Annotated in this window: 21 protein-coding genes; 9 read left to right on the forward strand and 12 right to left on the reverse strand. The window is 67.3% G+C overall.

Annotated features, from left to right (window positions below):
• Positions 1–6: 6 nt before the first annotated feature.
• The gene (locus tag CETAM_RS12500) at positions 7–723 is read right to left on the reverse strand and encodes a glycerophosphodiester phosphodiesterase family protein (protein WP_156229152.1); all 717 of its coding nucleotides are present in this window, start codon (positions 721–723) and stop codon (positions 7–9) included.
• Positions 724–726: 3 nt separating this feature from the next.
• Complete coding sequence (locus CETAM_RS12505; RefSeq protein ID WP_156229153.1) at positions 727–2,601, reverse strand: pyruvate kinase; 1,875 nt, start codon at positions 2,599–2,601, stop codon at positions 727–729.
• A gap of 156 nt (positions 2,602–2,757) precedes the next feature.
• Here CETAM_RS12505 and CETAM_RS12510 point away from each other — a divergent pair, with 156 nt between their 5' ends.
• Positions 2,758–4,599, forward strand: coding sequence for an alpha/beta-hydrolase family protein (locus CETAM_RS12510; protein ID WP_156229154.1), 1,842 nt, complete (start codon positions 2,758–2,760; stop codon positions 4,597–4,599).
• Here the strand turns inward: CETAM_RS12510 and CETAM_RS12515 are convergent.
• Entirely contained in the window at positions 4,589–6,097 is a 1,509-nt protein-coding gene (locus CETAM_RS12515) for an alkaline phosphatase D family protein (RefSeq protein WP_231587673.1), read from the reverse strand. The genes CETAM_RS12510 and CETAM_RS12515 overlap by 11 nt on opposite strands.
• A gap of 352 nt (positions 6,098–6,449) precedes the next feature.
• On the opposite strand from CETAM_RS12515, the gene CETAM_RS12520 reads away from it, so the two are divergent.
• Entirely contained in the window at positions 6,450–7,163 is a 714-nt protein-coding gene (locus CETAM_RS12520) for an HAD family hydrolase (RefSeq protein ID WP_156229156.1), read from the forward strand.
• On the opposite strand, the gene msrA is transcribed toward CETAM_RS12520, so the two are convergent.
• Positions 7,115–7,786 (reverse strand): peptide-methionine (S)-S-oxide reductase MsrA, encoded by a 672-nt coding sequence (msrA, locus tag CETAM_RS12525; protein WP_156229157.1) that lies wholly within the window; start codon positions 7,784–7,786, stop codon positions 7,115–7,117. The genes CETAM_RS12520 and msrA overlap by 49 nt on opposite strands.
• 165 nt (positions 7,787–7,951) lie before the next feature.
• On the opposite strand from msrA, the gene CETAM_RS12530 reads away from it, so the two are divergent.
• A complete protein-coding gene (locus tag CETAM_RS12530; RefSeq protein WP_156229158.1) occupies positions 7,952–8,551 on the forward strand; it encodes a superoxide dismutase in 600 nt (199 codons plus the stop codon).
• 68 nt (positions 8,552–8,619) lie between these two features.
• Here CETAM_RS12530 and CETAM_RS12535 read toward each other — a convergent pair whose 3' ends face one another.
• On the reverse strand, positions 8,620–9,504 hold the full coding sequence (locus CETAM_RS12535) for a LysR family transcriptional regulator (RefSeq protein ID WP_156229159.1): 885 nt from the start codon (positions 9,502–9,504) through the stop codon (positions 8,620–8,622).
• Between the two features lie 70 nt (positions 9,505–9,574).
• Between CETAM_RS12535 and CETAM_RS12540 the strand changes: the two genes are divergently transcribed.
• Positions 9,575–10,765 carry an MFS transporter gene (locus CETAM_RS12540; RefSeq protein WP_231587511.1) on the forward strand — a complete coding sequence of 397 codons (1,191 nt, stop codon included), beginning with the start codon at positions 9,575–9,577 and terminating at the stop codon, positions 10,763–10,765.
• Positions 10,766–10,769: 4 nt separating this feature from the next.
• On the opposite strand, the gene CETAM_RS12545 is transcribed toward CETAM_RS12540, so the two are convergent.
• The gene (locus CETAM_RS12545; RefSeq protein WP_231587512.1) at positions 10,770–12,296 is read right to left on the reverse strand and encodes a TM0106 family RecB-like putative nuclease; all 1,527 of its coding nucleotides are present in this window, start codon (positions 12,294–12,296) and stop codon (positions 10,770–10,772) included.
• Positions 12,297–12,374: 78 nt separating this feature from the next.
• On the opposite strand from CETAM_RS12545, the gene CETAM_RS12550 reads away from it, so the two are divergent.
• The 3 genes from CETAM_RS12550 (at position 12,375) to CETAM_RS12560 (ending at position 15,065) form a co-directional block, all read left to right on the forward strand.
• Positions 12,375–13,010: a DUF6474 family protein gene (locus tag CETAM_RS12550; protein WP_156229162.1), complete on the forward strand. Its 636-nt coding sequence runs from the start codon at positions 12,375–12,377 to the stop codon at positions 13,008–13,010.
• 195 nt (positions 13,011–13,205) lie between these two features.
• Positions 13,206–13,550 (forward strand): histone-like nucleoid-structuring protein Lsr2, encoded by a 345-nt coding sequence (locus CETAM_RS12555; RefSeq protein ID WP_156229163.1) that lies wholly within the window; start codon positions 13,206–13,208, stop codon positions 13,548–13,550.
• A 219-nt stretch (positions 13,551–13,769) separates the two neighbouring features.
• Positions 13,770–15,065, forward strand: coding sequence for a benzoate/H(+) symporter BenE family transporter (locus CETAM_RS12560; protein WP_156229164.1), 1,296 nt, complete (start codon positions 13,770–13,772; stop codon positions 15,063–15,065).
• Between the two features lie 25 nt (positions 15,066–15,090).
• On the opposite strand, the gene CETAM_RS12565 is transcribed toward CETAM_RS12560, so the two are convergent.
• Positions 15,091–15,729 carry a LuxR C-terminal-related transcriptional regulator gene (locus CETAM_RS12565; protein ID WP_156229165.1) on the reverse strand — a complete coding sequence of 213 codons (639 nt, stop codon included), beginning with the start codon at positions 15,727–15,729 and terminating at the stop codon, positions 15,091–15,093.
• A gap of 23 nt (positions 15,730–15,752) precedes the next feature.
• A complete protein-coding gene (locus CETAM_RS12570) occupies positions 15,753–17,030 on the reverse strand; it encodes a sensor histidine kinase (RefSeq protein WP_156229166.1) in 1,278 nt (425 codons plus the stop codon).
• Between CETAM_RS12570 and CETAM_RS12575 the strand changes: the two genes are divergently transcribed.
• Positions 17,029–17,613 (forward strand): DUF2020 domain-containing protein, encoded by a 585-nt coding sequence (locus CETAM_RS12575; protein WP_156229167.1) that lies wholly within the window; start codon positions 17,029–17,031, stop codon positions 17,611–17,613. The two genes, CETAM_RS12570 and CETAM_RS12575, sit on opposite strands and share 2 nt — an antisense overlap.
• Here CETAM_RS12575 and CETAM_RS13755 read toward each other — a convergent pair.
• On the reverse strand, positions 17,610–17,762 hold the full coding sequence (locus CETAM_RS13755; RefSeq protein ID WP_197085750.1) for a hypothetical protein: 153 nt from the start codon (positions 17,760–17,762) through the stop codon (positions 17,610–17,612). The genes CETAM_RS12575 and CETAM_RS13755 overlap by 4 nt on opposite strands.
• Positions 17,763–18,575, reverse strand: a complete 813-nt coding sequence (locus CETAM_RS12580; RefSeq protein WP_156229168.1) for a class E sortase — start codon at positions 18,573–18,575, stop codon at positions 17,763–17,765.
• Between the two features lie 91 nt (positions 18,576–18,666).
• On the opposite strand from CETAM_RS12580, the gene yidC reads away from it, so the two are divergent.
• Positions 18,667–19,875, forward strand: coding sequence for a membrane protein insertase YidC (gene yidC / locus CETAM_RS12585; RefSeq protein ID WP_197085751.1), 1,209 nt, complete (start codon positions 18,667–18,669; stop codon positions 19,873–19,875).
• Here the strand turns inward: yidC and CETAM_RS12590 are convergent.
• A complete protein-coding gene (locus CETAM_RS12590; RefSeq protein ID WP_156229170.1) occupies positions 19,802–20,434 on the reverse strand; it encodes a TetR/AcrR family transcriptional regulator in 633 nt (210 codons plus the stop codon). The two genes, yidC and CETAM_RS12590, sit on opposite strands and share 74 nt — an antisense overlap.
• A 173-nt stretch (positions 20,435–20,607) precedes the next feature.
• Complete coding sequence (locus CETAM_RS12595; protein ID WP_156229171.1) at positions 20,608–20,874, reverse strand: GlsB/YeaQ/YmgE family stress response membrane protein; 267 nt, start codon at positions 20,872–20,874, stop codon at positions 20,608–20,610.
• Between the last annotated feature and the right edge of the window lie 202 nt (positions 20,875–21,076).

The following is a 21,076-nucleotide window of genomic DNA, read 5'->3' on the forward strand; positions in this document are numbered from 1 at the left end:
CACGGGTCAGTTCCCGAGGGTACGGAGTGCCAGTTCGGGATCATCGGTGGCCATCATGTCGACGCCCTGCGCACGGGCCCACAGCATGTCCGCGGGATCGTTGACCGTCCACAGGTAGGTGGGCAGGCCGTGGCTGCCGATGAGATCGGGCCTCCTGCGGGCACGCCACAGGGAAATGCCGAGTCCGGTGGGCTTCCCGGGGTGGGTGTCGACGGGGTTCAGCCAGCGTTCGATCTTGCGGCGCAGATGGATGCGGTCGACGTCGGGGGCGATATGGCGCATCCGGGCGATCGCGGCGGCGGAGAAGGAGATGAGGTGGATGCGGGGGTCGTCGAGAAGCGAGGCATGCCGGAGCTGGCGCACGACCTGTTCCTCCAGGATGCGGCCGTAGCGCATCGGATGTTTGGTCTCGATGTAGAGGTGTTTGCCGTCGTGCGCCTTCACCATTTCCAGCGCCTCCGCCAGGGTGAGGACCTGCTGGGGATGTTTCTCGTCGCCGAAGTTGTGGTCGCGCAGGCGTGCCAGGGTGGCGTTGGACACCCGGCCGTGACCATCGGCGACGCGATCGATGATGGGATCGTGGATGAGCACCACCTCACCGTCGAGCGTGAGGCGAACGTCGCATTCCACGCCGTGGACCGGCAGTTCAAGGGCCTTGTCGAAGGCGAGCTGCGTGAGCTCCGGGTACTTGGCGGAGTAACCGCGGTGGGCGATGATTTTCACGGGTCACTCGTTGCCGTTGGGAACCCAGCTGCCGATACGACGCAGCAGCTGACGATTCTTGCGCTGCGAACGGCCCAGGCTGGTGGAGAGGGTGTGCAGGATACGGATGGCGTCAGTGATGTGCGGACCCTTGTTGAGCATGACCGCCTCGGAGCGCAGGGCGTAGCCGGCGTCGGTGATCTCTGCGCGCGAGGGCAGGCCGGACTTGGCCAGGTTCTCCAGGATCTGGGTCGCCATGACGGTGGGCACGTGCGCGGCCTCCGCCATCTGGGAGATCAGTCGCGGCACCTCGGCCATGCGGTGGAAACCGAGCTCGACGGCCAGGTCCCCGCGGGCGATCATCACACCGAGGTTCGGGTGGCGCATGCCCTCGAGCAGCACGCTGCAGAGGCCCTCGTAGGCGGGGATGGTCTCGATCTTGAGCACGATGCCCAGGTTGCGCACGCGCTCCGGGTCATCGGATTCCTGCGCGATCTTCTCCAGGGTGTCCAGGACGAAGGCGACGTCCTGCTCGTCACGGATGAAAGATATGTCGGCGATGTCGCCGTGTGCGGCGACGAAACGGAATGCCTCGATGTCCTCCTCGGTGAGGCTGGGCAGCGGCAGGAACGTCTGCGGCAGGTTGATGCCCTTGTAGGCGGCGAGGTTCACGCCCTCCGGCCGGGCGCGGGTGACCTCCAGTCCGATCTCCGTGTGGCCCTCCGGGGTGGTCTGCCTGCAGGTGGCGCGGGCGGCGATGGAACCGTCGTCGAAGAGCACGGGATGGCCGACCTGGATGGCCGCGACCGCCTCGGGCAGGGTGCAGCTGATCCGCGGGTTCCAGCCCGGCGCGGGTTCCGCAGGGGCCTGGTCGTCGGTGAGGATGAGGCGGTCGCCGACGAACAGCCGCAGGCGCTGCTCGGTGGCGGGCACGCCGGAGACGCGGGTCTTCTCCCAGTCGTGCTCCAGGAGGGTGGAGTCGGAGATGTAGGCGTTGCGCTGCCCCTCGGCGAGTACCCCGCCGCCCTCGATGCGGGCGACGGTGAACCTGCGCTTGGCGTCACGGGTGTCGTGGAGGGAGATCTCGGCGCCCTCCGTCAGTTTGCCCAGCCACTCGCGGTTGACTCTGAGCGCCAGGGCCGGACGGCCCGGCAGGTCTGCGGGGACCGGCGGGGTCTGGTCCCCGGGCAGGTCGTCCGGTGTCAGCCACAGCTTGGCCGGGGTGATCACCTGGCCGGTGTCGGTGCGGGTGACCCGGGCGCGGCCGACGGCGGGGCCGGGCGCAATCTCACCGGTGCGGACCTTGGGTCCGGCCAGGTCCATGGCCACCTTGATCTCGCGGCCGGCCTCTTCGGCGGCGGTGTGGACGTTGGCGATCATGCGTTCCCACACCGCCGGGCCGTCGTGGGCGCAGTTGATGCGGGCGAGCTCCATGCCGGCATCGGCGAAGCCGCGGACCAGGTCAAGGTCCTCGCCGGCCTCGCTCGGCAGGGTCACCATGATGCGGGAGTGGGTTTCCTCGGAGGACTCACCGAAGAGGGTGGTGGCGTGCTCCTCGAGGATGTCGTCCGCCAGCGCGAAGGCGTCACTGACCTCGGTGCCCCGGTACTTCAGTTCCTCCCCGGCGTAGGCGGAGAGGACGTTGCGCGCCGCCTGCAGGCGAGCGATGACGGCCGGCTCGGTCGTGGTCAGACGGGTGGCGCCCACGGAGGCGAGTTCGTTCTGCATCTTGCGGATGTCATGCCTGCGGAGCTCCGCGTAGTGCACCAGGTTGACGGCACCGAGGCGGTGGTTGGCGGCGACCTTGGCGATGGCCCCGGCCTTGTCCTCTTCCGATTTCTCGAGCGCCTTGATGAGGTCGTCGACCTCGTTGATCAGTTCCTGCAGCCTGCTGTCCACTGCCAGCCTCCGTACGCGCGCGATGATGGGTGTTACTTCCCCCCATTGTGCCCCTCGGGGAGCAGTTCGGCACCTCGAACAGGTGGACGCTCCTGAGGGGAGGAGCCCCGCCGCATACCCTGCGAAACCGTCGTCGCTCTGCCAGAATCAGCCCTCATGAGGGTCTCCAGCCGCCTGCGCCAGCAACTCCTGGCCGCCACGGCCCCCGTGGCCGTGCACGGCCTCAAGGGAGCGGCGTTTGCCCTGGAGGTCACCGCGGATCTCATACCCGGTTTCCGGATGACCCGGCGCCGTCGCCTCCCGGAGAACCTCGGCGCCGGGATCCTGGGGGCGGAGGTGAGCACCTGGTGGGCGATCTCCCCGTCCCTGCTTCCCCGCCCATGGTGGGTCACCGCGGCGAACGTCGCGATCTGCCAGGGTGCGGGCCATCTCGTGGGCACCGGCCTCTCCTTCTCCGTGAACCGGTGGCTGACACGCCACGATCTGCAGCCGCCGGCCAGGGTGCGCAGATTCTGGCTGGAGACCGGCCATTCGACGATGGCGACGGTGACCGCGGTGGCCGTGCTCCTGAGCCTGCGCCGACAGGAGCAGCAGGCCCGCCTGGTGCGGGTGGAACGGGAACGCGGTGGCACGCACGCGCTGCTCGGCGGCCTCGTGGGCACCGCGGGGTACGGCGTCCTGCTTCTGCTTGGCGACGCCGCCCAGGTGTCCGTCGACCATCTCGGCAGGCGCCTGTCCCGCTGGATGCCGCTGGGCGTCGCGTGGTCGCTCGCCGCCGGTGGCGTAACCGGGCTGGTTCTCGTCCTCAGCGACAGGGTGCTCGTGCGACGGATCCTGGCGGGCCTCTCCCGTCGGGCAGAAAACGTCAACCAGTCCATCTTCCCCGGCACCAGCATGCCGGGGGAGCCGGAACGTTCCGGCTCCCCCTGCTCCCTGGAGCGGTGGTCGGCGGTGGGTTCGCAGGGGCGGGCCGTACTCTCGTTGGGGCCGCGTGCCAGGGACATCGCCGAGGTCACGGGTCTGGCCGTGACCCGTGAACCGATCCGGATCTTCGTCGGTCTGGTGCCTGGCCGTTCTCTGGAGGCCGCTGCCCGGCTGATCCTGGCGGAGATGGACCGTACCGGCGCCTTCCGCAGGAGCACCCTGGTCATGCAGACCTCTGCCGGCACCGGTTGGATCACGGACTGGTCGGTGGACGCGGTGGAGTTCCTCACCGGCGGTGACTGCGCCACCGTGGCCATGCAGTATTCTTTCCTGCCCTCGGCCGTGTCATATCTGGTGGACCGCGACACCCCGGTCCGTGCCTCCCGGATCCTCCTGGCCGCGCTCCTCGACCGCCTCGACAGGATGGCTCCGGCCGACCGGCCGAAGTTCTACGTCGCCGGGGAATCCCTCGGCGGCTACGGCGTCGCCAACTCCTTCGACAGCCTCGATGACCTCCTCGCGCGTACCGACGGCGCCGTCCTGTCCGGCTCCCCCCGATTCACCCGGATGCTTCGTGAGCTGACCGACGCCCGCGACCCCGGCTCCCCTGAACGCCTCCCGGTCATCGACGGCGGCCGGCACATCCGCTTCGTCTCCCACCCCGAGCACCTGCACCAGGAGTTCACCGGCATGGCCTACGCCAACGAGTGGGCCTATCCCCGGGTGGTGGTGGCGCAGCACGCCTCCGACCCCATCGTGTGGTGGGAGGCGGACCTGTTCTGGCGACGCCCCGCGTGGCTCAGCGAACCCGGTTCCCGCGGCGTGCCCGCTCCCCGCCCCCAGCGTCTGGACGTGTTCCACGGGATGCGCTGGGTGCCGTTCATCACGGGGTGGCAGATCGGACTGGATCAGCTGACCTCGTTGCTGGTGCCCGGGGGGCACGGACACCAGTACCACGCCGAGATGCTCTGGTACTGGGACGCGGTCCTCGGTGAGCACGCCACGCTCCGGCTGGACCGTCGCATCGCCCGACGCGCGGAGGTGTTCATCCGGCGCGACGCCGTCAAGCGGTGAGCACGGTGCCGTCGTAACGCAGACCGGGGCCCGCCACCACCGGCGAACCGGCGACGGTGACGTCGAGGACCCGGTGCCACGCCATCTCGACGTGGGTCGGGTGGACGGTGAGGGTGGCGTAGCCGTGGGCGTCCAGGTCCACGTGCCGGATGTGCGGGTTGTGCGCCAGCACGTGGCGCTCGGCGGTCTGGGAGAGCGGGCTGTTCTCCGCGAGGCCGAGGCGCTCGTCGACATTGGCCGCGGTCACCGAGGAGCAGACCAGTTCAGCCGCGACGACACGATTGCGGTGGCGGATGTGGCTGGCCCACTCGGAGTGGATGTCCCCGGTGAGAAAGACGTTGCGGCCGTGGCCGTGGTCCTTCGCCAGCAGGTCGAGCAGGCGGTCGCGGTCAGCGACGTACCCGTCCCACTGGTCGACGTTGACGGGTGTGCCGGCGACGTCGAGTCCCACCATGTCCGTGAGCTGCGAACGCACGACCTGGTCGATGTGGATCAGGTTGAGGGGGGCCATCATCACGGATGTCCCGATGAGGTTCCACCGGGCGCTGCCGGTGCCCAGTCGGCCGGCCAGCCAGTCGAACTGCTCGGAACCCATGATCGTGCGGTCGATGCTGTTGCGCTGCACCGGGTGCAGCATGCCCGGCGCGCTGCGGTAGGAGCGCAGGTCCAGCATGTGCACCTCCGCCAGACGCCCGTAACGCAGGGTCCGGTAGATGCGCCCGCCGCGGGAAGGCGAGGTGCCCCGGACGGGGAGCCATTCGAGGTAGGCCTGCATCGCGGCGTCGCGGCGCGTCCCCCAGTCGCCGTGGAACGGGTCGTGCCCTTTCGCACCGTCGGCCCAGGAGTCGTTGGCGATCTCGTGGTCATCCCAGGTGACCACCCAGGGTGCGGCGGCGTGCGCCTGCTGCAGCTCGACGTCGCGGCGGTAGTGGCCGTGGCGGGAGCGGTAGTCCGCCAGGGTGCGGATCTCCCAGGTGGGCACGTGCGGGCGGACGACACCGTATTTTCCGGCGTACTCGCCGGAGGCGAATTCGTAGAGGTAGTCGCCCATGTGCACCACGATGTCGATCTCCCCGGCGTATGCCCGACGCGCGATGTCGGAGTACGCGGAGAAGTAGCCCGCCTCGAAGTTCGCGCACGAGCACACCGCGAGCCGCAGCTTCTCGACGTCCTCCTCATCCCCCGGCGCCGTCAGCGTGCGGCCGACCGGTGACGTCCGGCCCGCGTGCTCGCCGTCCAGCACGGAGAAGCGGTAGTGGTACACGGTGCCGGGGCGCAGGCCGAAGGGGTCGACGTGCACGGTGTGGTCGTTCATCGCGCTGGCGGTGGCGGTGCCCGAACGGGTCACCTGGGTGAACTCGGGGTCCTCCGCCATCTCCCAGCGCAACTGCACGGCGGGGCCGATACCGGAGCCGGGCACCGCATCCGGCGTCGGAGTCACCCTCGTCCACAGGATCACGGAATTCGGCAGCGGATCGCCCGAGGCGACACCGTGCATGAACACATGATGTTCCGGATCGACATAGGGGCGGGGGGCGTGCAGGACGGCGAGGTCCGCGTCAGCGTAGGCCTGGACGTCGGACGCCCGGACCCGCGTCAGCGAACTTGGTGCGGCCGCAGCCGCGCCTGCCACGAGAGTGCCCTGAAGAAGACCCCGTCGCGTGAACCGGGGACCGATGCGGTACTGCCCTGTCTTCCTCACGGCGCTCATTGTCTCCCCCGGAGCGAAAAGATGCCAACCAGGCGTTCAACATTTCATGTCGACGTAACCTGCATTACCCGTGGCTGACCTGGAGTGTCTCTTCCGCTTCCCCGTCGGCCCCGCCCACCGCCCGCATAGAATCACGGCCATGCACCTTCCCGCACACACGACGGCCGTCCTCTTTGACCTGGACGGCACCCTCGTCGACCACGATCACGCAGCACGCGCGGGCGTCGACGCCTGGTGCCGCTCCCTCGGGATGCCGGAAAACCAGTGGGACCGGTGGTCGGACATCGAACGTCGGTGGTTCACCCGCTTCGAGAACGGCGAGGTCAGCCACCTGGGCCAACGCATCGAACGGTGCCGGGAATTCCTCGACCGGCCGGAGCTGAGTGACACCGAGGCCCTCGGACTCTACGGGTACTACCTGAGCGTGTACCGGGAGAACTGGCGGGCGTACCCCGACGCCGCGGCGTCCCTGAACAGCGCATTGGCTGTGGGCCTGAAGGTGGGGATCCTCACCAATGGCGCGGAGGTCATGCAGCGGGCCAAGCTGGAGAGCACCGGGCTGTGGCGGGAGGGGATGGTCATGTGCGCCACCGTGGAGATCGGCGCCCCGAAACCCCGGCCGGAGGCCTACCTGGGGGCGCTCGAAAGGCTGGGGGTTCAGGCGGCGGACACCGTCATGATCGGCGACTCCTGGGCCAATGACGTCGAAGGCGCACGACGCGCCGGGCTGGCGGCGATCCACCTGGTGAGGGAGGGGGCTGCGTCGACAGGCTCCGTCCGCTCCCTCGCCGAGATCGTCTGGCCTCAGTCCGGCAGGCGGCAGGCCACCCCGGTGGAGTGGTGCGGGCAATAACCGTGGGGCACCTTGTGCAGGTACTGCTGGTGCTCGTCCTCGGCGAGGTAGTAGGCGCCTGAGTCGGTGTCGGCGAGGGTCCTGACCTCGGTGGTCACCTTCCCGAAACCGTGCCCCTCGAGCTGGGCGGCATAGGCGTCGACGATCGCCTGGATCTCGTCCCGCTCCGCCTCCGCCTGCTCCCCCACGGTGTAGAACGCGGAACGGTACTGGGTGCCCACGTCGTTGCCCTGCCGCATGCCCTGGGTCGGGTCGTGGTTCTCCAGCGCGGCAGCGACCAGTTCCCGCAGGGACACCTTCGCGGGGTCGTACACGACCTCGACCACCTCGGCATGGTTCGTCTGGCCGGAGCACACCTCGCGGTAGGTGGGATTCTTCGTCGCCCCGCCGGCGTAACCCGCGGAGGTTGCTTCGACGCCGGGCATCTGCCAGTACATCTTCTCCACGCCCCAGAAGCAGCCGATGCCCACGAGCAGGGAGCGCTGGCCCGGAAGCCATGGGCCGGTGATCGGGGTGCCCAGGACGGCGTGCGGGCGCGGGTTGCCCAGGACGGGGGTTTCCCGACCGGGCAGGGCCTTCTCGGCGGGTACGAGTTCAGGGGTGCGAGCAAACATCCACGACATGGTGCCCACTCTACGCCCGCCCTTTCCCGGGCCGCCACCTGCACTGATCCAATTCGGCAACAATAACGTTGCGAAATTGATGTTTTGACTTATCATGGAGATACAGCGCGTCCCGGCGGTACAGTCGGGGGCGCCCCTTGTTTAGACGAAAAGAAAGAGAACAACATGGCAGTCTACGAACTTCCGGAGCTCGATTACGCCTACGATGCCCTGGAGCCGCACATCTCCGCCGAGATCATGGAGCTGCACCACTCCAAGCACCACGCCACCTACGTCGGCGGCGCAAACGCTGCCCTGGAGGCACTCGAGGCAGAGCGCAACGGCGAGGCCAACCCGGACCGCGTCCGCGCACTGTCCAAGAACCTGGCCTTCAACCTGGGTGGCCACACCAACCACTCCATCTTCTGGAAGAACCTCTCCCCGAACGGTGGCGGCGCTCCCGCCGGCGAGCTGGCCGAGGCCATCGACCGCGACTTCGGTTCCTTCGAGAAGTTTCAGGCGCACTTCAATGCTGCCGCGCTGGGCCTGCAGGGCTCCGGCTGGGCCGTCCTGGGTTATGACCACATCGCAGGCCGCCTCGTCATCGAGCAGATGACCGATCAGCAGGGCAACATCTCCATCAACCTGACCCCGCTGCTGATGCTGGACATGTGGGAGCACGCCTTCTACCTGCAGTACAAGAACGTCAAGGCTGACTACGTCAAGGCAGTCTGGAACATCTTCAACTGGGAGGACGTCGCGCAGCGTTACGCTTCCGCGAAGTAGACCTCTTCTGCTCATCGACGCCGCCCGTCCCTCCGGGGACCGGCGGCGTTCGCCGTTCCATCTCGGCCTCAGCGGGTGAGGACGAAGCGCCGGAACTGATCCACCGGCGGCGCCTCCCCGGCGCCGGCCCGCCACACCAGCCCGAGTTCCCGGTGCCGGGGCGGCTCCAGGGGGCGCAGGACGATGCCGACGGGCGCCAGGTACGGATCATCCAGCGGCAGGAGTGCCACCCCCAGGCCCGCAGACACGAGTCCCGCCACGGTGGTCAGTTCCATCGACTCGAAGACCAGCTCAGGGCTGAATCCCAGCTCCCCGGCGATGCGGTCGAGCAGCATGCGGGTGCCATAACCCGGGAGCATGCCCACGAAGGGTTCCCCCGCCGCCTCACGCAGGTCAACGGGACCTTCCCGGGCCAGCCGGTGCCCCTCCGGCACTGCCAGTGCCAGGCGCTGGAGTTCCAGCTGGTGCCAGCCGAGGGCGCCTCCCGCCTCGGGCGGGCGGGGACCGACCAGGGCGATGTCGGCGGCGTCGGCAAGCACCCGGTCGACCAGGACACGCGCCGCCCCCTGATGGAGACGGAAGTCCACTCCCGGATGCAGGGCGAGGTAGTCGCGGAGCAGGTCGGGGACCAGCCAGGTGCCCAGCGAGTGCATGAAGTCGAGACGGACGGTGCCGCGTTCGGGGTCCATGAGGCGGGCCACCTTCGTCCGGCCCACCTCGAGCTCCGCGAGCACGGCGCGGGCGTGCGGCAGGTAGGCGCGACCCCGGGCGTTGATCACCATCTGGCGTCCGACGCGGTCGAAGAGGTCTGCGCCGACGGCGTTCTCCACGCGTCGGATCCGGCGGGTGAAGGTCGGCTGGGATACGCCGGCGCCGGCCGCGGCCCCGGTGAGGTGTCCGGACTCGGCGACGGCGATGAAACCCTGCAGGTCAACGGCCGACACGTTAATCATGCACAGATCGTATCGACATCCGCTGTCTGCCGCATTTTACACATCAGACCCGGTGGGCGACCATGGTGAGATGCCCCCCATCACCGGTCTGCGGCGCGGCGACCGCGAGTACCCACGCGCCGTCCTCGCCATGCTCGCCGCCGGACTGGCGACATTCAACGCCCTCTACGCGACGCAGGCCCTGCTGCCCATCCTCGTCGAGGACCTGGACATCACCCCCACCGAGGCGGCACTGACCGTCTCCGCGACCACGGGCATGCTGGCGGTGTGCATCGTGCCCATGTCGATCCTCTCCGAGCGCTTCGGCCGGGGCCGGATCCTGGTCATCTCGGCACTTGCCGCCACCGCACTCGGCCTGTTCATCCCGCTGGCCCCCAACGCCGCGGCCCTCATCGCGCTTCGCGGACTGCAGGGCATCGCCGTCGCGGGCGTACCTGCCGTGGCCATGACCTGGCTTTCCGAGGAGGTGGCACCCCTTGACCTGGGTCGCGCCATGGGCATCTACATCGCCGGCACCACCGTCGGGGGGCTCACCGGCCGACTCATCCCGGCGGGACTGCTCGAACTCATGGGCTGGCGTACCGCCCTGTTCATCGCCTCCACGATCGCGCTGCTCACCGCCATCGTCATGACGGTCCTGCTGCCCCGGCAGAAGAACTTCACCCCCAAACAGATCGGCCTGCGCTCCGAGGTCACCGCCATGGTCGGGCACCTGCGTAACCCGCAGCTGCTGGGTCTTTTCCTGATCGCCTTCGTGGGGATGGGCGTGTTCGTGTCGCTGTACAACTACCTCGGCTTCCGGATGATCGACCACTTCGGACTCTCCCCCGCGCTGGTGGGCGTGGTGTTCCTCATGTACCTGTCGGGCACCTGGAGCTCCTCCCGGGCGGGCGCGATGGCCGACAGGTACGGACAGGGCACCGTCCTGGCGGGCGGGGCCGCCCTCATGCTGGTGGGCCTCCTGTCGACGGCGTCCGGCCGGCTCCCCCTGGCACTGCTGGGCCTGTTCCTGTTCACGGCGGCGTTCTTCGCCATGCACTCCACCGCCTCCAGCTGGATCGGCCTGGCCGCCACCGACCACCGCGCGGAGGCCTCGAGCATGTACCTGTTCAGCTACTACGCCGGGTCCTCCCTGGTGGGCGCGGCGACGGGTGCGGTGTTCATGAGTGTCAGCTGGACCGGATTCGTCCTCGTTCTGGCGGCGATGCTGGCCCTCGTGGTCGTGATCGCCGTCGTGCTCAGACGCCGCCGGCCTGCCTGACCCGCTATCCACCCAGTCGCGGAGTCCCCGGCGCGCCCGCTCGGAGCCAGTGCCGTACGGCGGCGGTGGCGCGGCAGTCATCCTCGTTGTAGCGCAGCAGCTGCTCACGTGCCTGCATCGCTGCGGCATCCGAACCCCGGGAGATGCGGCGCGCGTTGACGGACTCCTCGCCGTCGAAATCCCCGTCGCTCCAGGTGTAACCGGCCTCGGGGGCCACGACCTTCAGTCCCAGGCCCGAGGGGCCCACCAACTGCGCGCGCACCAGCTTGAACACGTCGATCCACTCGTCGCCGCCGATGAACGCCTGCACCTCTGCCTCGCCGGGCACCGTGACGTCGCCGAACACCCGACCGCCGAAGCGTCGGGCGGACATCTTCAACCAGTGGTTCTCGCCGTTGTTGGACCAGCAGTAGGCGGCAAAGGTCCGGCCCTCGGCGTACGCCCGGGCGCGTCTGTCCATCAGCCAGTGCCAGAAGCGGGCAAAGTTCTCGGCCTCGGCGTCCCCGCCGAGCGGGATCCAGGTGACGAAGGGGTGGTAGCTCTCGCCGTCGTAGGCCCCCCACAGGTAGGCGCCCTGGTCGAGGTATGCCTCCATGTCGACGTCGATCTCCACGTCGGTCGCAGGCGCGGTCACCGTGTCCCCTCTACGCAGAAGGACAGTTCCTTCCCGCCAGGCGGCGGCGAGTTCACTGGCCTGCCCGAGGTCGGCGTCGATGAGCCCGGCCACGGTGTTGATGCCCCGGGTCCGGAAGTCACGCGCCCGATCACCGGACAGGTAGAGGGAAATGTCGTCGGAAGCGCGCAGGTCCGCTTCACACAACGGCCGAAAACGGCAGGTGGCGCACTCCTTCACGCGGCGCGGGCCGGTCGGCGGTTCGGCGTTCAGAGCGGCGTCGAGCGCCGGCTGCAGCGGTGCGGTCGGAGCGAGGAAGGCACGGCTCCGGTCCTGTCCGATGGCGCCGCCCATTCCGGAATCCAGCCCGATGTCCGCGAGTGCGCGCGCCGCGAAGGCCAGGCGGTAGCCGTCAGCGACATGGTGGCGCAACCGGAAGGCGCCCTCCACGGGCACACCCAGGCCGAGTCGACCGGTGGCGATGACAGGGGTGGTGGAACGATCGTCGGCACGCGCGACACGGTGGTTGCTGATCATCACCGGCATGTAGGTGTCGTCCGGACGGCGCACCAGCAGATCGACGTCGACCCGCCAGGCGGTCCCCTCCGACACCCCGGTGAACACCGCGCCGGTGATGAGGTCGGCCTGTGCCGCCAATGCCTCCAGAGTCGCGAGCTCCACATGGAAAGGGTCCTCGTCGAACTGGACCGGCGGGAGGTCAATACGCAGGAATCGGCGTCTGTCCCCCAGGGCAGCCCGGACGGGCAGGCGGGCGTGGACGGCGGCGCGGGCGGCGGTCGAACGCGCCTGGCGCATCGCGGCCGCACGGGTGCGCGGAACCTCCGGATGATTCAGCCGCTGGATCTGTCGGTACCGGCAGCCCACCAGATCGGCGGCGCTCACGTGCTGGGCAATCACAATGGCGCGAGCATATCGCACCGCCACAGGTAATGTTGAACCAGACCATTCACTCCGGAAGTTAAGGGCTGAAAAGACATGGGCATTTTCGAGGCCATCCGTAAGAGCCGTGCGAAGACAAAGGCAGAGGTGCAGGCTGCCAAGGTGCGCGCCAAGCATGAAGCCAAACAGGAGGCCAAGCTGCAGCTCAAGAGGGAACGGCTGCTGAGCAAGTTCGAGAAGGACCTTCTCAAGGATGAGCAGAAGGGACTGAAGGCCAAGCGAAAGCACGAGCAGAAGATGGCCGAGAACACGCTCCAGCAGCTACGCGCCGGCCGTCTCAACGCAGACGCCTTCAAGCGTTACTCCAGCCTGGCCCGTGTCGCCCTTCCGGTGACGCTGCCGCTGATATACCGGGCCATCACCACCGGCCGGGAGCAGTTCGTTGACGCGAAGGCACGCCGAGTCGGTGTCTCCGCGGATCAATTGGCCCGTTTCTCCGGTCATGGCGCCGATCTCAAGGCACGTATCGACGGGGTCCGCGAGAACCTCGATGATCGTCAGCTGCCCACCGGTTTCGTCCAGGACGTACGGGAACGTCTCTCCGAGCTCATGACCGCCACTGACAACGCCGAATTCATGACTCCCGAGCAGCGCCGCCGGGCCCATAACACCATTTCCCGGGATATTGATGCAGTGACCGCCGAGATTCAGGACCGTCTTCGCCGTCCCTGATTCACCATTGGAATAGGGCGCGGCATTAACCGCCGAATTGTTTCCGGAGTGGACAATTCGGCGGGCATTTTATTTCCATGTTAATTAAGGGATGGATAGTGACTGATGGAGTACATTGGCGCTAGCATTAGACCGTAATTCAGGGACTGCCAATTAAGTAACTAATCCCCCGCATGCATAAAGGAGAACTCCATCATGGCCCGCCGTGATATCACCCAGTACTTCGACGACCTTGACAATTCCGCCCTGGAAGACAGCGAAGTGAACTCCATTCGCTTCAGTGTTGACGGCAGCCACTACATTCTCGATCTCTCAGATGAGAATGCCGCGGCCTTCCGCTCCGCTCTGGAACCGTGGATCGCAGCGGCACAGCCGGCACCCACCTCCACCCCGCAACGTTCGACGACCCGACAGACCTCGTCGATGAAGCGTTCCCGCGCCGTTCGCGAGTGGGCGCGCAAGGAAGGCCTCGAGGTGTCCGACCGCGGAAAGATCCCGGCGCGCATCATGGACGCCTACGACAAGGCGCAGGGGAAATAGTCCCGACCCGGAAGGCGTGGCACGAGAGGGGAACTCTCATGCCACGCCTTCCGCCATGTCCACCATTCACTGGGGGTACCAAAGTGCGCAATGCGAACATTCGCCCGCTCTCCCGAGCTGCACTGATGGCATCCGGATGATCTCCTGACCCCTCCTGCCCTCGGCAGTGAGGGGGTGGGGGCGTGGCCATCGAAAGTGTCACATGCCACACTGTCCTCCATGGCTCTGTCACCTCTGCTCGCGATCGAGAGACCACACCTGCCCCGCCCCTCGCTCCGGGAGATCGCCCGCGATCTCGGCCCCCAGGAGGTGGGTAACGGTCTGGTGGCCCTGATCTTCTCCGCCTCCGGCCCCATCGCCGTGATCCTCGCGGCCGCCGCCGCCGGGAACCTTGATCCCGGCCAGACCTCCTCCTGGATCTTCGGCGCCTTCCTGGGCAACGGTCTTCTCACCCTGTTCCTGACCTGGCTCTACCGCAGCCCGCAGGCCTACTTCTGGACCATCCCGGGCACCGTCCTCGCCGGTGACGCACTGACCCACCTGAGCTTCGGCGAGGTCATCGGGGCGTATCTGGCGACCGGTGTCCTGGTGTTCCTCCTGGGTTGGACCGGCCTGATCGGCCGGATCATGGCAGTCCTCCCGCCCACGATCGTCATGGCGATGGTCGCCGGCATCTTCCTCCGCTTCGGCCTGGACCTGGTCACGGCCGCCACGGGTGATCCCCTCATCGCCTTACCCATGATCATCATCTTCGTCGCGCTGAGCATGGTCCCGAAAGTGGCGGCGGTTGCCCCGCCGGTCGCTGTCGCCGCGCTCGTCGGTACGGCAACCGCACTGGCCTTCGGCCGTCTCGGCTCCGGCATCCTCGATGACGGACTCATCGCCACCCCGGTGTTCACCGCCCCCGAGTTCTCCCTCGGCGCCATGATCGAGCTGGTGATCCCGCTGGCGATCACAGTCGTGATCGTCCAGAACGGGCAGGGGGTGGCGGTGCTGCAGGCGGCCGGCCACAAGCCGGGCGTCAACCTCGCCGCGGCGGCCAGCGGACTGGTCTCCATCCCGATGGCCCTCATCGGCAACGTCACCACCTGCCTCACCGGCCCGACGAACGCGCTCATCACCTCCGGGCCACGCAGGGAACGCCACTACGCGGCGGCCATGGTCACCGCCCTCGGCGCCGTCGCCGTCGGGCTGTTCTCCCCCGCCTTCGTGGGATTCATGCTCGCCATGCCCGGGTCCTTCGTCGCGGCGCTCGCGGGCATCGCCATGCTCACCCCGCTCAAGAACGCCTTCGTCGCGGGGTTCTCCGGCGCCTTCTCCACCGGCGCGCTGGTGTGTTTCCTGGTGACCCTCTCCGAGATCACACTGCTGGGCATCACCGCGCCCTTCTGGGGCATCGTCTTCGGCTGCCTGATCGCGTGGCTCATGGATCCCGGGCCCGTCCGGGAGAAGAAATCGGCGACCGTCGACGCCTCCCGCCCGGAGAACGCTCCCCGCGCCGAGGTTCGTCGCTGACAGTCAGCGAACCCCGGCCCTGCGTTTAGAGCACGCCCTGCTCGCGGGCGGCCGCCACTGCAGAGGTCCGCGAGCGCACCCCCAGCTTGTCGTAGATGTGGACCAGGTGGGACTTCACGGTCGCCTCCGAGAGCATGAGCTCATGCCCGATCTCACGGTTCGAGGAACCGGCGGCGACGAGGGTGAGCACCTCCAGTTCACGGGGGGTCAACGAGGTTCGTGGGGTGCGCACGCGGGTCATCAGCCGGTCGGCGACGACCGGCGACAGCGCCGAGTCGCCCTCCGCGGCGGAACGTACGGCGGCAAGCAGCTCCACGGGTGGGGCGTCCTTGAGCATGTAACCGACCGCGCCGGCCTCGATCGCACCGAGGATGTCCGCGTCAGTGTCATAGTTGGTCACCACGAGCACCTTCGGCGGGTTGGTCATGGACGCCTTGATCCGGGCAGTGGCCTCCGCACCGGTGGTCACGCGGGTGCCTTCGACGCCGGGACCGAAGCGCAGGTCCATGAGCAGGACGTCGATACCACCGGCCTGGGCGGCGGAGATGGCGGCTTCGGCGGTCGCGACCTCGCCGACGACCTCGATGTCTTCGGCTTCCTCCAGGACGGCACGCAGTCCCATGCGGACGATCTCATGATCATCGGCGAGCAGCACTCGAATCATGACGGCATCAGATCCCTTCCCGGTCAGATCCCTGAAGTTGGGGCTGGATCGAGTGTAACCCCCGGGGTGGTGTCCTCCGGCAGCGGGATTGCCACGGACACGGCCGTACCGTACCCGGGCGTGGACTCCACCTCGAGGCTTCCCCCCTGTTCCGCAGCGCGTCGGCGCATCGCGTCCAGGCCGATGTGGCCGAGCCCTGCCGGCCGTTCGTTGACCTCCGAGGGGTCGAATCCGCTCCCGTTGTCCACGACGTCGAGACGCACCTCGTCGGGTTCGTAGGTCACCGTCACGCGGCAGCGCGTGGCCCGGGCGTGCTTCGCGACGTTACCGACCGCCCCCTGCGCAATCCGCAGCAGCGCCGCCTCGGTGCGCATGGGCAGCTGATGCCCGTGCCCCTCAACGCTGACCCCGATGTCCAGTTCGCCGGCCGCGGCGAAGCCGGACGCCATGCGCTCGAGCGCACTCTCCAGCGAGGTCTCCGACAACGACGCCGGCTGGAGGGCGGCGATCATCGCGCGGGCCTCCCCGAGATTGTCCTTGGCCGTGGTGCGTGCGAGCCCGATGAAGCGGATCGGCCCGGCCAGCTGTTCCTCCGTCAGCCCGAGATTCCCCAGGTCCCGTTCAGCCGAATGAAGGAGCATCTGGATGCTCGACAGCCCCTGCGCCACCGTGTCGTGGATCTCGTGGGCCAGGCGTTGACGCTCCTCCGCGACACCGGCCGCACGTTCCGTCTCCGCGAGCTGGGTACGGGTGGCGATGAGCTGGACGATGAGTTCCTCACGTTCCCGGCTGATACGGACCAGCGCACGGAACGCATAGTGGATGGCGAGCACCACCGCCGCGGACACGGCCGGGCCCATCACCCCGCCGATCGTGAGGCCCTGGGGAACCTGGGTGAGCACGGAGGCCGCCATCGCCGCCAGGACCGCGACGACCCCGCGGGCGTCATCCATCACCCGCAGGTAGAGGAAGAACAGGGGGAACAGGAGGTAGATGCTCACCGGCGAGATGATCATCGCCAGCGCCCACAGCAGGGTCAGGCCGGCCAGCCAGGCCAGGCTGGTGCCCTCCCGCCATTCCGGCTGCAGGGTGGTGCCGTAGAAGTAGAGCACCGCGAAGCCGGAGCAGAGCAGGAGGTTGAGCGCCGCCTCCCCGAACGGCAGGTTCACCGAGGACACCAGCGCGGCAATGAGCAGGATGGTGGTGAGGATGTGGACGCCGTCGGCGAGCGCGTCCTCATCAGGTGCCCGGGTGCGCCGGAGCTTATCGACGCCCGCCCGGGGATCTAAGCTGGTCTCCATGCGTCTGAGCCTACCGAGCGTTCTCGCCGTCTCCGTTGTCACCGCCACACTGCTCGTCGGTTGCTCGACCTCCACAGAGGAACCCGCAACCCCGGCCGGTGAACCCACGGCGCCGGAGGTCATCGTCGCCGACTCCGGCCTGCCACACGATGCCCTGCCCGAAGTTCCCGGTGGTCGGGAGAGCTGGGATGAGTGCCCCTATCTGGACACCGACTGGGTGTCCGACACCAACGGACAGCGCACCCTGGGGGTGGGTGTGGACCCCCGCTTCGACACCCCTGCCTGCGTCTTCTGGTCCTACCCCGAGGAGCCGCACCTGACGGTCATCGTCCGGGACATGCCGGACGCGGAGTCAGCGATCGCGGTCGTCGACTGGGCCGCCCCCATCGACACGACCGAACCCGCCGAGGAACCCGAAGGCTGGTCCGGAGGCCGCGCAGGCGCCGGCATGGTGCCCGGGCGCAACGGTGCGCTCTACGCCGTGCAGAAGGATGACCGGGCGGTCGTGGTGTTCAGCAACCAGGATCAGTCCCTCAAGGCCGAGCAGGTGGCCAAGGAGGTCATCGGCCGACTGGAGCTCTAGACCGCCACGTCGTTGTAGGGCATCATCGTGGACACCCAGGGGAAGACGACCTCCATGAGCAGCAGGAACACCGCAGCCAGGAGGACCAGGAGCAGGATGAGCTTCACCGGCCAGGGCCCCGGAAGGGCCCGCCACAACGGTCCGTACATCTAGCTCTCCTCCAGTACTGCCGGACGTGTACCGGCGATCTTCGGGGTCGACTCGACCTCCATGGCGTGGACGATCATGCGCTCCGCATTCGAGAACTGCGGATGGCAGGTCGTGAGTGTGATGATGCCCTCCAGCCCGGGATCCGCCCCCACGGTGGGCTGGCCCGGCACCGGGTTGATCACCTGGATGTCGCCCGGCAGCGTGATGTGCCGTCCCCGGACCCCGGCGTACTCACCGGTGGAGACCCGTTCAACCTGCTCCGGGGTGAGGCACCCGGCGGCCTCGGCGCGGCGGGCGTCACCCTCGGCGTCGATGGGCAGGACCCGGTAGGTGATCCACTCTGCCTGCGTCTCGACGACGATAGCGTCGCATACCTGCAGATTGCCCAGGTCATTGAAGGGTGCGCCCTTGCCTACGCGGTGGCCGGCGACGGCGAAGTTTCCCGCCTGGCCCGGCAGCTGCGACTCCACGTAGCGGCCCGGCCCCGCGACGAGATCACTGTCGTCGGTGCCCTCGACGATGGCGAAGCGGAAGTCCGAACCGAAGGACGGGATGTACATCCGGGCGAAAGCCTCACCAAGCTCCGGGGTCAGTCGCTGACGCGGATTGACCCGCCCGGAATTCGTCGACTCACCCCAGCTGTCCTCCAACGCGCTGGCCTTCTCGTCCTGGAGCCGGCCGGCGGCGATGTTGGTCCAGTAGGACTCGTAGAAGGCGAACAGCAGGATGACCACGCCCACCGTGAGCAGGAGCTCACCGAGCACCTGAGTGACACTGATACGTCCGCGCCCTGTTGCTTCCTGATGACTCATGCGGGAAAAACTCCTGGAAACGCTAGGATCGACTAGGGCTGAATCAGTCTAGCCTTGATCGCACGTCTCTTAAAGGTTGGTGGATCCCGCCGTGCTCGAACCATTCATTTATCCGGTTTCCGGAGTCCTGAAGCTCTGGCACATCCTGATGCGCTCGGTGTTCGGGATGGACGACTCGGCCGCATGGCTGATCTCCATCTTCGGCCTGGTGCTCACCGTGCGCCTGCTGCTCATCCCACTCTTCTGGGCGCAGGCGAAGTCCGCCCGCATCGGTGTGGCCATGCGCCCCGAGCAGGCGGCCCTCAAGGAGGAGTACGCCACCCGGACCGACAGGGAATCCGTCGCCGAGTTCGAGCGGAAGTCGAAGGACCTGCGGGAAAGCTACGGATACAAGGTCTCGGCGGGTTGCCTCCCCACACTGATCCAGATCCCGGTGTTCCTGGGCCTCTACCAGGTGCTCCTGCGCATGGCCCGCCCCTCAACGGGGCTCGAGGTGGCGCCGGAGACACGGATCGGACTCCTCAACGCGGACGAGATCCAGGCATTCCTGCGTTCCTCGGTCAACGGCATCCCCCTGCCGGCGTATGTGGCGATGCCGGAGGAGATGCTCAGCCAACTCGGCACCACCAGTGCCGACGTCCGCAGCTTCATCCTGCCGTTCCTCATCGGCGCGGTCGTGTTCACCACCGGCAACATGATCGCCTCGATTACCCGGAACGCGAAGACCATGGACTGGGACTCCGGGGCGGCTCGGGCCGTCAACAGGTTCCTCATCCTCATGACCGTGCTCATCCCCATCCTGCTGGTCACGCTCGCCTTGAACGGCCCGCTGCCGGTGGCCATCATTCTCTACTGGTTCGCAAACAACCTGTGGACTCTGGTCCAGACGCTCATCCTCTACCCGCTCGTCTACCGGAAGGTCCCCCTGCACGAGTCCTTCGAGGAGTTCTCCCGCGAACGCCGCGCCGTCGCCCTGGCCACGGACAGGGAGAAGAGGATGCGGAAGTGGGACGTGCGGCGTCGAAAAGCAGTCGGCGCCCTGAAGCCGTGGCGGATCCCGGAGATCCGGCGCGATCTGAACGCGGAGAAGGCCGCCCGCCAGGCCGCAGCTGCCGCCGCGAAGGCCGAGAGGAAGGCCCTCTCGAAGGAAAGGCGTGCGGCGTCCTCAGCGTTGCAGAAGGAACGCCTGGCGAAGCGCCGCGCGGAGCGGGCGGCGCGGAAGCAGGCTAAATCGAGTAGTCCGCAGGCGGAGCCGACAGCATCTGGCGCGCCAGATCCCGGGCGGTCTGCAGAGGGGTGACGTCCCGGACAAACCGGGCGCCGGCCAGGCCGCCGTCGAGGAAGATGAGCAGCTGATTGGCCTGCGTGGCCGAAGGATAGCCGTTCTTGGCGGTGAGCAGGTCCGTCATGGTCCTGTGCATCCAGTGGCGGTGCTCCTGACAGGCGGCGACGATGCCCAGCTCGGACTCGGTTTCGGGGCGCGGATACTCGTTGGAGGCGTTCTGGAAGTGCGATCCCCGGAAGTCCTTGCCCGGCTCCTCGGCGATGGCGATATCGAAGAAGGCGAGGATCTTGTCCTCCGCGTCCGTCATATCCTTCGTGTACTCCACCCACTGGGAACGGTACTGCTCATCAAGGTTCTCCAGGTAGGCGATGACGAGGGCATCCTTGGAACCGAACAGGGAATAGAGGGACGCCTTGGCCACGTCCGCCTCCCGCAGAATGCGGTCGATGCCGATGACCCTGATGCCTTCTGTGGTGAACAGATTTGTTGCCGAATCCAGCAGACGCTGCCGTGGACTCGGCCGATTACGACGACGGGTGGTTGTCGTCTTTTTCCTCACGGTGCCTGCGGCCACTGACGTACCCGATCCTTCCAGAGGTTGTCTGCAACTAGGAGACGATCTCTCCTAAACAATGTCTCCTACACAATATAGACAAACCGGTACGTCTTTTAACAGTCCCCCAGGGTCAGGGCATGAAAATAACCCGCCCTCCCGATCTGGGAGCGGCGGGCGTGGTCCGGGAGAAACTAACTGCGGCGGCTGGTGACCGCGTTGACGATGGTCAACAGAATGACAGCACCCACCAGACAGGTCAGGAAGCTGAAGATGATGCCCGCACCTGCGGTGTCGACGCCAAAGAGGCTGAGCAGGAAACCGCCCAGCAGGCCGCCGACGATACCCACGACGATATTCATCAGGATACCCATCTGCCCATCGCGGCCCTTGATCTTCGAGGCGATCCAACCTGCGAGACCACCGATGATGACCCAACCGAGAATTCCGAGTCCAAGCATTGTGTTCTCCTTAAGTTTGTTGATGAATTGCAGCTATTTTCATGCGGAAACGATTATCGTTAATGTGATTCACGCAACCGCATACATGTCTAGTCTGCCATGCGATGCGCCCGCATGCATCCCGGAAGGCGGACCGTAACGGGATCGTTGCAGGTAAGAACTCAAATATTCGCAACAGAAAACCACACAAAACAACGAACAC

The sequence above is a fragment of the Corynebacterium comes genome (assembly GCF_009734405.1).
GTDB lineage: Bacteria > Actinomycetota > Actinomycetes > Mycobacteriales > Mycobacteriaceae > Corynebacterium > Corynebacterium comes.